Below are 13,825 nucleotides of genomic sequence, written 5' to 3'. Positions count from 1 at the left end.
AAATTACAAGAATTCCAGAAGCTAATTTCAATGTGATCTTTTTTTGAAAAGTTTGGCATGCGCTATAGGCGAATGCCTTAGTTGATTTATGCAAATAATAAAGGTTTATACTTTCTTACCTGCCAAAAAGTTTTTGAATTCACATCAGTTATTCTTAATCAAAGAAATACTTAAACAAATTAGCAAAACCAGAGTCTTTTTTCTTATTTTCTTTCGTTTCTTTTTTGACCTTTGGCTGTTTTTGTGCTCTTTTTGGTTTTGGTTCAATTGTATCTTCAACTACAGATGGGTATAAATCCTTACCTTGTATCTTCGCGTTATGATAAGCAAACTGCAAAATTCCAATTCCTGCTGTGTATTGTGCTTCTCTTACACCTATGTAATCCGGGATAGCTACGCGAACGTTCGAACGGAATAAGTCCCCTGCAAGCTCAAGACTACCTGGCATCGAACTCGTTCCACCTGTCAACACATACCCGCCTGGAAGCTCTCCGTAACCCATTTTTCTAATTTCTCTTTCTACATAAGCATAAATTTCTTCCAGTCTTGCCTCAATCATATCAGAAATTTGCAGCTGATTATAGGTTTCTTTCGTGTTGCTTCCAATAATGGAAACTTCAAACGCTTCTTCCTCAGAAGCATGATCGTAAAAAGCATGTCCATAATTTAGCTTAATATCTTCAGCTTCTTCTGTGGAAGTTCTTAGCCCAATAGACAAATCTTTTGTTATATTATCTCCACCTAAACTAATAACACTTGTTGAAATGAGATGGTCGTTTCCAAATACCGATACGGTAGTACATCCACCACCAACATCAATTAGTGCAACACCCATATTTTTCTCATCTTTTGAAAGAGCAATGGTTCCGGCTGCAAGAGGCTGGAGGCATATATCGGATACTTGCAAGTTAGCACGTTCTACACATTTTAAAATGTTATGCAGTACTGTTTTTGAACATGTAATAATAGTACCTTCCATTTCCAAGCGAACACCAATCATACCACGCGGATCAGTAATCTCATCCAAACCATCCACAATAAACTGCTTTGGAATGACATCAATAATTTCCCGTTCAGGTGGTATTGAGATTACTTGTGCTCCATCAATGACTCTTGTAACATCCTCATCACCAATTTCGCGATTTTCACTTTGAACCGCGACAACACCATGACAAGGCTGTAATTGAACATGACTTCCGTTTATACCGACGACAACACTTTCAATCTGCATCCCTACCATACGCTCAGCCTGCTCAACCGCGTTTCGAATTGAATGTACCGTTTGATCAATATCAACAATTGCACCTTTTTTCATACCAAGAGATTTAGCGGTCCCGACCCCAATAATGTTCAATGAATCGTTCAATACTTCTCCAATAATAACTTTAATCGTTGTTGTACCTATATCAAGACTTACTAATATTTCACTATTATTCAACGAATGGCACCTCCAGAATCAGAAACATCCAGTATTACTGGAGTTTCTATGAACTTACTTTTTATCTATTGTAATCTACTATTTTATAGGAAATCAGTAAAAAAATAAAACATATATAGGTTATTCCACATAAGATGGCAATATCCCTTCTTCACGCTTTAAAAAAACTAAATTCCTCTAAAAATGTGTTCAAACGATGCTGAAAAAGACCATGGCCGACTATCGCAAAGCTACTGAGGTTTTCTTAACCACCGTAAAGCTTTATAGCAATGCAGCTACGTTTTCTTTCTCAGCGAAAGTCGGTAAGTCAATTTCACCAGTTTTTTGAACAACCTTTTATGAATTTCTTTTATATCTTTCGTAACCATAGCTATTTATATGACTTTCCTACCACAACATTTATTTATTCGGATTCTGTTGATTCCTCATTGTCTGGAATTCCTTCTATTTCTGTCATATTCTCGTCCTCTTCTTGATTAAAAGACTCAAAATAGATTCCAACTCCAATATGAATAATCCCTTTTTCTTCTGGGTCAAGCTGTGCAACAATTGATGGATAAACTTCCATTTTTTTTGCAAAATCACGAATCGTTCCCTTTACAAGGTAGCCATCAGTCATATACAAAAGTACTGTATTTTTATTATCTTCTGAAGGAACCCAATGGATTTCCGAGATAACATTCATAATGCTGCCAGGCAGTTTCTTTAGCTCCTCAGCCATTCTATGTAGATATTTATCATCATCAAACCCATAAATTAGCGGAGCCTCACCATTAAACGTGTTATTCGTAACATTTAGAACTTTACCATTTCCCATTACAGGCTTATATGATGTATCGTTACGGATGTATCCAATGATTTTTTGTTCTTTTACTTGGATATCAATTGTCCATGGTAGTTTTCTGCTTACTTTAACAGACTCTAAAATTGGGTTCTTTTTTATTAATTGTTCTATTTCTGAACGGTTAATTGTCCATATATTTGTATCAGTCGTTAAATTGCTGTTTTCAATAATCTCTTCATCTGTCACATACCTGTTTCCATTAACGTCAATCGTTTTTATATGACTCAATGGTGATTGTAAATATACAATTATAGATATCAAGAAGAAAAAGATTGAAAGATAAAATATAAGACGTCGATTCGCTTTTTTCTTACGTGCTTGTTTCAATTTTGGAATGCGATCCTCGATTGAAACAATATTTTTTTTGCTCATCTCCATTTCTTCCTTTTTACATGTATTTACGTTAGCAAAAGAATAAAACGGCAAATCTTAAAGCCGTTTTTATCTGTTAATTGAATTATATCATAAAACACGGTGGAAGATGTAGTGTACTTATCATACTTTATCAAGTTTTTCCAGTTATAAAGCTGTGAATTTTTTCCAAGTTAGGGGCTTATGAGCTATTTACTTTAATACTTTAAATCTTAGAATATATACTAATATTTAACAAAATGCCTACAGAGCATAGTGTCAATGTTAGTGATGAACCTCCATAGCTTAAAAAAGGTAATGTAATTCCAGTAACAGGAATCAGACCAATTACAACACTTATATTAATCATCGCTTGTATTGCAAGCATCCCTGCAATTCCTAATGCTAAAAAACGTCCAAAAAGATCTGGTGCTTCAAGGGAAATTTTAATTCCTCTCCACAAAAGCAGGAAAAACATGATGATAATTACAGTTCCCCCAATAAAGCCGAGCTCCTCACCTAATATAGCAAATATAAAATCAGTTTGCGGCTCAGGTAGATAAAAATACTTTTGCAAGCTATTCCCTAAACCTAATCCCATTAATCCGCCTGGACCAATTGCATAGAGAGATTGAATAATTTGAAAACCATCTCCAAGTGGATCTTCCCATGGATTGAGAAATGCCGTAATTCGACTGATCCGATATGGCGCGGATGCAATCAAGCCTATAAAACCGAGCATCCCAATAGCAGCAAGACCAAAAAAATGAGATAACCTGGCCCCAGCAGCAAAAATCATAATCATACAGGTAAGAACAAGGACCATTCCAGTGCCAAGATCTGGCTGCAGCATAATAAGGCCAAAAGCACTAAAAACAAGTAAAACACATGGGAAAAAGCCTTTTTTAAATGAAGCTATATACTTTTGATTTGCCGATAGAATTGCAGCAAGAAAAATAATTAAGCCCAGTTTCATAAATTCAGATGGTTGAATACTAAATGCTCCAACCCCAATCCAACTCTGCGCTCCCCCACGCACTAAACCGATCCCAGGGATTAATACTAGCAGTAACAATAAAAAGCAGATTAAAAGAATAATATTCGCGTATTTTTTCCAAGTATAATAAGGAATAACCATAAAGAAAAACATTGCCACTACTCCTGCTCCAGCAAACAGCAGTTGTCTTTTTAAGTAATAAAAGGAATCATCAAATTTGTAATCAGACCACACGTAAGATGAACTGTATACCATGATAATGCCTACTACTAACAAAATAACGATAATAAAAAGCAAAGGAAGATCTGGCTTTCTTTGCTCCTTTAATAGTTTGTTTAACAAAAAAACACCCCTTTTCCAGTATTGGACTAGGGGCATTTGCAATTTGCACTATATTGTTTTTCGAAAATGAAAATACTAATTATAGATAACTTCTTTTTGTTCAGCTTCTGACCAGCTGAACCATATTTGTATTTGCCCCTACATTAGCTTATGCACGGCTTGTACAAACATGTCTCCTCTTTCTTCAAACGTTCGATATTGATCCCAGCTTGCACATGCCGGGGACAAAAGAATAACTTCATTTTCCATTGAAATCGAATATGCAGCGTTTACTGCTTCTTCAACATTCTGAGATTCAATTACAGTATCTATCCCAGCATCATCTGCCAGCTCTTTTAGCTTGCTTGCAGTTTGACCGAAGACGACCATTGCTCGAACATGCTTCAGATGTGGCTGCAGATCGGTAAATGCATTCCCGCGGTCAAGTCCGCCTGCTAAAAGAATTGTTGATTGCTTAAATGAATCTAATGCTTTTTGAGTTGCCAGTATATTTGTTGCTTTTGAATCATTGTAAAAAAGTCTTCCATTAACATTTTCAACAAATTGTAAACGATGCTCTACACCTGAAAAGGTTGTTAACACCTGGTAAATACCTTCGTTAGTCGCACCGTTTAACTTTGCAGCAGCGATTGCAGCTAAAATATTTTGTAGATTATGCTCTCCGACTAATACGATTTTATTCAACTCAATTATTTTTTCATTCCTGAAATAAACATACTTGTCATCAATCCAGGCACCTGTTTCCAGTTTTTGCTGAACTGAAAAAGGAACGAGCTTTGCACGGGCATCCTTTACTTCCTCTGTAATGGCCTTATCCTCTGCATTATAAATCAGGTAGTCGTTTTCAGTCTGGTTTCTAAAGATATTAAATTTCGCCTGTTTATAATTGGTTAACGTTTTATGGTAATCCAAATGTGCTTCAAATATATTTAATAAAATTGCTGTTGTCGGTCTGAATTTTTCAGTACCTTGCAATTGAAATGATGATAGTTCAAGCACAAGTCTTTCATTATTTTCCATCGATTGCACAGCTTCTGTAGCTACAATACCAATATTTCCAGCTACTCTAACTGGTTGGTCGCTTTTCTTGAGCATATCCGTAACTAATGTAGTCGTTGTAGTTTTTCCATTTGAGCCCGTCACTCCGATGATTGGTCCATCAAATAAATGATAGGCCAATTCAATTTCCGTAATAATAGGAATATTACGCTTCATCGCTTCCGCAACAATCGGATTATCGTAGGAAATACCAGGATTTTTAACAACAATGTCCATACCATCTAAAACGGAAATAGGATGGGAGCCAATAATAACTTCAGCACCCATCTCTTTTAATTGTATAACAACGTCATCCTGCTCTGTTGCTTGTTTATCATTAACGCGAATTGTCCTATTGTTTGCTAGCAAGATTTGTGCTGCTGCTGTCCCGCTTCGTGCAAGACCTAAAACAACTACGTTAGAATATGGAAAGTCTTTCAGTTTTCTCATAAGCCCACCTCAATGTAAATGCCAAGCGCGGCAAATAAAAGTCCTACTAACCAAAATGTCGTTACAACTCGCCATTCTGACCAACCAAGCAATTCATAATGGTGATGTAATGGACTCATTTTAAATACACGCTTTCCTGTTGTCTTAAAGGAAATCACCTGAATAATTACGGAGAGTGTTTCAATTACAAAGACACCACCAATAATTACTAACAGAATTTCCATTTTCAATAGAATTGAAATAGCTGCAATAGCTCCTCCAAGTGCGAGTGACCCTGTATCTCCCATGAACACCTTTGCTGGGTGTGCATTAAATACTAGAAATCCGAGTAATGCTCCAACGACAGCCAACGCAAAAACAGCTGCTTCATTTTGTCCGGTGCCGTACCAAGCAAGTATAGCAAATGCTCCAAATGCAATTGCGGCTGTACCTGCTAATAGTCCATCTAGACCATCTGTTAAGTTTACAGCGTTGGATGCCCCGACAAGCATAAATATAATTAACAGTGCATATCCCCAACCAAGCTCCCATTGTATATCCGTTCCAGGTATTTGTACTGCAGTTGAGAACCCTTGATTACGTAAAATAAAGTAAAATACAAGTGCAATAACGATTTGACCAAACAGCTTTTGAAGTGAAGTTAACCCAAGGTTCCGTTTCATTGCTACTTTAATGAAATCATCAAGAAATCCAAGTAAACCATACCCAAAGATAACAAATACCAGCAGCCATAATTCATAGCCGATGCCAGATTCACTTACTCTTGAAGCCATTATAATCGATGTAATAATTACACTAAATATAATCATGATACCACCCATTGTAGGTGTACCAGTTTTTTTCAAATGTGATTTTGGTCCTTCTTCTCTAATGCTTTGCCCAAACTTTAATCTTCTTAAAAATGGAATAAATATTGGAGATAAAAGAACGGTAATGAGAAATGCAATCGCTAATGTGATTAATAAAACAGTTAAATTCACTTTCTTTCCTCCTCATACATAACCGTCCAAATAGATTGGATGAATCAATACGTTTGTTTATTTTAATAAATTTATCTATTGCTTTACTGCAATCTAATTTTCATTTGTACTAATAGCTTCGATCATTTCTTCAAATTTTAATCCTCGAGATGCTTTAAACAATAATAACGAATTTTTTGTTAAATATGGATCAAGCTCATGAACTAACTCTTCCTTAGAGGCAAAATGTTTGCATACTATCTTTTGATCCTTCGCTTGAACCGCTGCTTGAATCCATTTTGCATGATCTCCATATGTAAAAAGTACCGTAATAGGCTCTTCAATGACTTCGGCAACCGACTCATGGAATTCCCTTGCATGATCACCTAATTCTAGAATATCACCAAGCACTAATACTTTCTCTTGGAACCCGCTCATTTGTTTTACCACTTCAATCGCTGCCTTCATGGAAGTAGCCGATGCATTATAAGCATCATTTATAATAGACACATTATTTTTCCCTTTAACTAGTTCAAACCGCATTCCTGTAAGCTTCAGATTTTGTAAAGCTTGCTTGCTTTTTTCAGTAGGAATGTTTAGAAACTTTCCTAAAGCTAATGCAAATGATGCATTTTTTGCATGGTGCTTGCCAAACAGTGGGATGTGATAAGAGATTCCATCCGAAAACACAAATTCTGTTTCCGTTGTATGTATCTTTACCTCTGAAATGTTATAATCATTTTCTTCACTGAAGCCACATGTAATTTTTTTCTGCTCAATGTTTTTTTCGCGTAGTAATGGTTCGTCGCCATCAATAATCAGGATGCCATCTTTATCCAAGCCATTTACAATTTCAAGTTTTGCCTTGGCAATCCCCTCACGCGATCCTAGGAATTCAATATGTGACTCACCGATATTCGTAATTATTGCAATGTCTGGTCTGGCAATACGTGTCAATAAATCAATCTCTTCGAAGTTACTCATACCCATTTCTACTATTAAAGCTTCGGTATTTCGATCCATTGATAAAATTGTCAGTGGCAATCCAATATGATTATTGAAATTCCCCTTTGTAGCATGCGTACGATAAGTTGTTTTAACGACAGCAGAAGCCAAATCCTTTGTTGTTGTTTTGCCATTAGAGCCGGTTATTCCAATTACAATAGGATCAACCTCAGTTCTATGAGCAGATGATAAATCCTGAAGTGCTTTCAGGGTATCTTTTACAAAATAGATAGGAAGGTTATTCGGGATGCTATCTGGTAGATACTTGCTTTCATCCCAAATGATAGCACATGCTCCATTTTCTATCGCTTGCTTTACAAAGTCATGCCCATCAAAGTTCTCTCCAACAAGCGGTACAAATAATAGACCTTCACCCTTAGTTCTGCTATCGGTCGTTACTTGCTTTATTGTTATATTTTCCTGTCCCCTCCCTTGATAGGAAGGGAATTGTTTTGCTAGCCAATTAGTAGTAAATAGCATCAATATTTCTCCTTATTGCGAATCGCATTTCTTGCTACTTCCCGATCATCAAAATCATATTTCGTATGTCCAATAATCTGATATGTTTCATGCCCTTTTCCAGCAATTAGAATAATATCATCTGAAGCAGCCTGCTTGATAGCTTGTGAGATCGCGGCTTTGCGGTCAACGATTACTTCATAGCTACTACTTTCATCTAACACATCTGTCATATCATTTAAAATCAACTGTGGATCCTCTGTTCTAGGATTATCAGACGTAAAAATTGCATGGTCAGCATATTGCACCGCTATCGATGCCATTAATGGACGTTTCGTACGATCGCGGTCCCCACCACAGCCAACGACAACATAAACCTTATTTTTCGCAAATTCTCTTGCAGTCTGCAATACGTTCTCTAAAGAATCGGGTGTATGTGCATAATCAACAATAACAGCATAGTTTTGACCTTCTGCAACTGGTTCAAACCGGCCATTTACACCTTCAATTTGCTCAAGCGCTGTTTTAATCATTGTTAATGATACATTTGCAGCAATTGCTGCTGTACTTGCAGCGAGCATGTTATACACATTAAACATACCAATTAACCGGCTTGAGATTTCGATATCCCCTAAAGGCGATGTTAACGTAAAGGACGTTCCTGCAGCGTCAAGGTGAATATCTTTGGCCATTACAGTTGCCTCATGATGGCATCCATAGGTCATTACATGCTGTGCAGTACTTCGTTTCAATAGATTGCTTGCCTCATCGTCGGCATTTAAAATAGCAAATTTTCGATTCATTTCATCATAGCTATTTCCAAGTTGCGCAAACAAAAGGCTTTTAGCTCGGAGATAGTCTTGTAAATCTGAATGGTAATCTAAATGATCTTGAGATAAATTCGTGAAGATGGCAATATCATAATCACATCCGTGTACTCTTCCCATATCCAGTGCATGTGAAGAAACTTCCATAATAGCCTGATCTACACCTTCATCAAGCATCTTATGGAATGTTCGCTGCAGGCTGAGAGAATCGGGAGTTGTATTCGAGATCGGATATATTTCTTCACCGATTTTCAGCTGAATCGTTCCAATAACACCTGTTTTCTTTGTCTGTTGTTTGAAAATCTCATCCAATAAATACGTAACCGTAGTTTTCCCATTCGTACCAGTTACACCAATTAGTGGCAGTTTGGATGTTGGGTAATCGAAAAACTTGCCCGCAAGTACAGATAACGCTCGATTTGTATCGTCTACCATAATAACTGGAACAGGGGCCTCAACTTGTTTTTCGGCAATGATTGCAACGGCTCCCTGCTTTACCGCATCGTCAATAAAATCATGTCCATCAACCGTATAACCGGAAATGCAAACAAAAACATTTCCTGATTTTACTTTCCGTGAATCCATTTCAATAGCATTAACTTCTATTTTATCAATCGGCATTGATGTTTTATAAAAAGGTAACACATGTAGTAATTCATTTAAATTCATAACAAACACCCTATCTATTTTATATCCAACATATGTATTCTACACAACTGCATTTTTTAAGAGGGTGCACTCCCACCCTCTTTTATTAAATTGTTTCTTTTTCTGCAGCATTCACTTATTTTTACTTCCCTTATTATAGCAAATTTCCTTCCAATTAACGATGTTTTTCATCAGATAAATAAATTCTGACTGTTGAGCCAGGCTCTAACTTCGTTCCTGGTTTTGGAGACTGGTCTGTAATATAATCGCCCTCTCCATTTGTTTCAATTGTCAAATCAAGCAAATACTCTGCCAGCTCCTGTTTCGTTTGACCAATCATATCTGGAACTTCAACTTTGGGTTCCTCTGGCCATACATATTCTTTTTCCAAACCGTCGTCCCTTGGTGCAACACCCATTGCTCTTAAACTATCTCCAATGATTGTTCCGACAATCGGTGCTGCAACCACACCACCAAATTGTATGGTGTTTTTCGGATTATCCACTGCAACATAGACGACAATTTCCGGATCATCTGCAGGAGCAAAACCAATGAATGAAACAATATAATTATTTTCTAAATAGCCGCCATTTGGACCAACCTTCTGCGCCGTTCCAGTTTTCCCGCCAACTCGGTATCCATCCACATATGCAGGTCTTCCTGTACCTTGGGCAACCACACTTTCAAGCGCATGGCGTACCTCATCGGAAGTACCACTTGAGATTACACGCTGTTTCATATTCGGCTCTATTTTTTCAACAGTTTCCCCTGTTATCGGATCCAGCCATTCTTTCGCAATATAAGGTTCATATAAATAGCCGCCATTAATCGCAGCTGCAACTGCCATTACCTGCTGTATCGGTGTTACGGATACCCCTTGTCCGAATGAAGTGGTGGCTAACTCGACTGGGCCAACATTTTCGGGATTAAAAAGAATTCCATTGCCTTCACCTTGTAAATCTATTCCTGTTTTCTTTCCGAATCCAAATGCATCAATATACGAAAACAGCTTTTCTGTTCCAAGGAGTTGGCCAAGATTAACAAATCCTGGGTTACACGAATTTTGGACAACTTCCAGATATGTTTGGTGCCCATGCCCTCCGCTTTTCCAGCAACGAATTTTTGCGCCGCCCACAGTAATATGTCCAGTATCATGATAAGTGTCTTTTTCAAGGTCAACCACTTTCTCTTCTAATGCGGCTGCAAGTGTAATTATTTTAAAGGTTGAACCAGGTTCATATGTGCTCCAAATAGGCAAATTCCTGCCAAAAATCGATGCATCCACATCTTGATAATTTTCCGGATGGAAATTTGGCCGTGTTGTCATACCGAGAACACCACCTGTTTTCGGGTTAACAGCAATTGCCAACGCTCCATCTGGATTGTATTTTAAAACAGCTGCGTCTAATTCCCGCTCCATTATAGCCTGTACTTTGGAGTTAATGGTTGTTTTTAAATTTAATCCATCTGTGGGAGGTGTATAAACATCTGCAAGAGCATCCAGCCTTTGCCCTTTTGCATCTGAATAGAACGAAAGACTTCCAGGCTTCCCTGCGAGCTTATCCTCATAGGATAACTCAAGCCCCATCAGCCCTTGATTATCAATTCCGGTAAAACCGAGAACATGCGATAAGTCATCCCCATACGGGTAATGACGTTTGGAATCTTTCGCCAGATAAATTCCTTTCATATTTAATTCTCGTATTGCTGTTTCTTGTTCTTCCGAAATCTTAATTCCTTGTGGTCGGAAGCTCACACTCGATTCATTTTTCGTTAGATTCTCTAACACCTTGACTTCAGACATCTCCAATATTTTTGCCAGCTTACCAGCAGCACCCTCAGGGTCCTCTATTTGTCTTGGAATCGCGATTACAGACGGAGCAGTAACATTCTCAGCTAAAATTTCTCCTTCTTCATCCAATATATAGCCACGTTCTGCCTGAAAACTAATATCCCGCGTCCAAAGGTCATGAGCTTGTCCAGTTAGTTGTTCACCCATTACAAATTGAACATACCCAAGTCGAACAATAATGATCGCCAATAAAAGAAGCCCCAAAAGAAAAACAGTGACGATTCGCTTTTTTACTGTAATAGTGGATACACGTTTCATTCTCCATCCCCTTTTCTCAGGCTGGTTTGTAATCACTATATGAGTAAAAAAAACTGAATAGAACACTGTTTATCTTCATAACTATTATTAAAGACTGAATCTACTCTTCTTCAGCCGATGACTCACCCGTCGCTTCTGTCTGCTCTTCATTGTTATTTGTTTCTTCATCTGCTTCTTCATTTGGAGGTAATAATTCAATCCCCAAATAATCATTCTCTTTAAGCGGAGTTCCCTCCGGTATATTCTGCGTTACTACATAACCACTGCCAAATGTCTCTGTTTTTAATTGCATCAGCTCTGCTAATTTCATTACATCTCTTAAAGACCAGCCGATTATATCAGGCATTACAGGTTCATCTGTAACCAGAATAACACGCTCATTTGGAAAGACCGTTTCACCCTCAGCTGCACTTGCCGAATCAATCGACTTTCCATCCCCTACCAGAGAAACCTCCAGGCCTTGTTCTTTCAATTCTGCAACTGTTTCTGATGTGCTCTCCCCAACTATTTTTGGCACGGTTAGTTGTTGGACAGTGCCTTCCTTATCGTTACTTGGGTCGATATTTAGATAATGCAAACTATTTTCCATTACATTATTAAAAACGAAGGACACCGGAGCAGATCCCGTTTCTGTCGGTTCCAGCTCAGGCTGCTGTACAGAAACATACATCATTAGCTGGGGGTCTTCAATTGGTGCCATTCCAAGGAATGAAAATACATAATTCTCTCTTCCTGTTAAATAGCCAGGTCCATCCGGATTTGGTATTTCAGCTGTACCACTTTTTCCGCCAACCTTATAATCTGCCAACTGATATGGTTTTCCTGTACCATTTTCTCCATTAACTACCGATTCTAGTAATTTTAGCACTTGCTGTGCGGTATCTTCTGATATTGGCTCACCGACAACTGTTGATTCTTTCTGTTCGATTGTTTCACCAGTTGATGAGTCGACAATTTTATCGATGACATAAGGTTGGAGCATCTTTCCGCCGTTTGCAATTGCTGTTGCTGCTTTCATTTGCTGAATTGGTGTTGTTGTACTTCCTTGACCAAAAGCAGTTGTAATTTTTTCCAATGGCCAATTGTACAAAATCTGTCCACTTACCTCTCCCGGCAAATCGATACCTGTATCTTCTCCAAAACCAAAGGCATGCAAGTACTCTAAGAATGTATCTGCACCTAATTTTTCCCATGCAAGCTTTGCAGCTGCAACATTGGAAGACCGCTGGAAGCCTTCATTATAAGAAATTGATCCCCAGCCTTTACCACCGTTATGATCATTAATCTTTGTAATCTTTTCATTTGGCTGATAGCTTCCTGATTTAAATTCTTCTGAACCATTATAAACCCCTTCTTCAATCGCGGCTGCCCACGTAAACATTTTAACCGTAGAGCCAGGTTCAAATGGGGTTGAAATTACATCATTATACCAGTTCTCCACATTTGATGGATTGTTAGGATCATAGCTTGGACGACTGCTCATCGCTAATACCTTTCCAGTTTTCGGATCCATAACTATAGCAGTCATTTTCTTAGGATTATACTTCTCATCAACTTGAGATAATGCCTCTTCCATTAGAGTTTGGATTTTTTGGTCGATTGTTAAATATACATCGTCCCCATCTTCAGGCAGGTGAATGATTTCTTTTGGATCCAATAGTTTTTTGTTATATCTATCCCGCTGATAAGAAATATAACCCTGTTTTCCGCTTAGAAGATCATTCATTTCGTTTTCCATACCAGCTATCCCGACAATTTCATTCCTGATTCCTTCATCCGTTTCAACCTCGGTTTCCCGAGCAAAGCCAATGATATGAGAGGCGAACATGCCATTGGGATAGTACCTTAAGGCTTCCTCTTCAAATTGAATACCAGGTATATTTAGTTCTTCAATCTCATCCTTTTTCTTTTGGGGAATCTCTTTGCCGATTTTGCCAAATTCTACTTGGAATCTATTATTCTCGATACCTCTTTTTAAAGGCTCTAATATATCACTTACCTCAACATCTAAAAGAGGCGCCAATATTTCTGCAGTTTTTTGTGGATCTTCTACATGCAGCGGCGCCTCTGATTTTTCAGAATAGGTATCATCAATAATTGCATACATCTTATAAGTCGGTCTATCGTACGCAAGAACCATTCCATTGTTATCGTAAATTTTCCCTCTTTCCGCACTTAGCGTAAATGAAGAGGTCCGCTTCTGTTCTGCCCATTCCTCCAATGAGACACCGTTTATTTCGCCTGTTGCCTGGATATACATAAACCTTCCAGTTAGGACCAAGAAAACAGCGACAAAGATAATGATGAATACTCCTGCCATCAAATGCGTTGTCTTGTTTTTATTCATATGTCAAGCC

General features: G+C 37.9%; 9 protein-coding genes. All 9 read right to left on the bottom strand.

Features of this window, described 5'->3' with window-relative positions; all coding sequences use genetic code 11:
- Positions 1–154: 154 nt before the first annotated feature.
- The 9 genes from ftsA to NSQ77_RS18800 all read right to left on the bottom strand — a co-directional run bounded on the left by ftsA (position 155) and on the right by NSQ77_RS18800 (position 13,815).
- Positions 155–1,438 carry a cell division protein FtsA gene (ftsA, locus tag NSQ77_RS18840; RefSeq protein WP_339227610.1) on the bottom strand — a complete coding sequence of 428 codons (1,284 nt, stop codon included), beginning with the start codon at positions 1,436–1,438 and terminating at the stop codon, positions 155–157.
- Between the two features lie 403 nt (positions 1,439–1,841).
- Positions 1,842–2,654, bottom strand: a complete 813-nt coding sequence (locus NSQ77_RS18835) for an FtsQ-type POTRA domain-containing protein (RefSeq protein ID WP_339227609.1) — start codon at positions 2,652–2,654, stop codon at positions 1,842–1,844.
- 205 nt (positions 2,655–2,859) lie between these two features.
- Complete coding sequence (spoVE, locus tag NSQ77_RS18830) at positions 2,860–3,972, bottom strand: stage V sporulation protein E (protein WP_339227608.1); 1,113 nt, start codon at positions 3,970–3,972, stop codon at positions 2,860–2,862.
- A gap of 138 nt (positions 3,973–4,110) precedes the next feature.
- The gene (gene murD, locus NSQ77_RS18825; RefSeq protein ID WP_339227607.1) at positions 4,111–5,460 is read right to left on the bottom strand and encodes a UDP-N-acetylmuramoyl-L-alanine--D-glutamate ligase; all 1,350 of its coding nucleotides are present in this window, start codon (positions 5,458–5,460) and stop codon (positions 4,111–4,113) included.
- Positions 5,457–6,440: a phospho-N-acetylmuramoyl-pentapeptide-transferase gene (mraY, locus tag NSQ77_RS18820; protein ID WP_339227606.1), complete on the bottom strand. Its 984-nt coding sequence runs from the start codon at positions 6,438–6,440 to the stop codon at positions 5,457–5,459. Before mraY ends, murD begins: the two co-directional genes overlap by 4 nt.
- Before the next feature lie 93 nt (positions 6,441–6,533).
- Positions 6,534–7,904: a UDP-N-acetylmuramoyl-tripeptide--D-alanyl-D-alanine ligase gene (gene murF, locus NSQ77_RS18815; RefSeq protein WP_339227605.1), complete on the bottom strand. Its 1,371-nt coding sequence runs from the start codon at positions 7,902–7,904 to the stop codon at positions 6,534–6,536.
- Positions 7,904–9,379, bottom strand: coding sequence for a UDP-N-acetylmuramoyl-L-alanyl-D-glutamate--2,6-diaminopimelate ligase (locus NSQ77_RS18810; protein ID WP_339227604.1), 1,476 nt, complete (start codon positions 9,377–9,379; stop codon positions 7,904–7,906). Before NSQ77_RS18810 ends, murF begins: the two co-directional genes overlap by 1 nt.
- A gap of 154 nt (positions 9,380–9,533) precedes the next feature.
- Positions 9,534–11,468 carry a stage V sporulation protein D gene (locus NSQ77_RS18805; protein ID WP_339227603.1) on the bottom strand — a complete coding sequence of 645 codons (1,935 nt, stop codon included), beginning with the start codon at positions 11,466–11,468 and terminating at the stop codon, positions 9,534–9,536.
- A 100-nt stretch (positions 11,469–11,568) separates the two neighbouring features.
- Complete coding sequence (locus NSQ77_RS18800; protein ID WP_339227602.1) at positions 11,569–13,815, bottom strand: penicillin-binding protein; 2,247 nt, start codon at positions 13,813–13,815, stop codon at positions 11,569–11,571.
- Between the last annotated feature and the right edge of the window lie 10 nt (positions 13,816–13,825).

The sequence above is a fragment of the Oceanobacillus sp. FSL K6-2867 genome, assembly GCF_037963145.1.
GTDB lineage: Bacteria > Bacillota > Bacilli > Bacillales > Amphibacillaceae > Oceanobacillus.
Note: the sequence above shows the minus strand (reverse complement) of the source record. Positions and strands in the feature narration are given on the sequence as shown.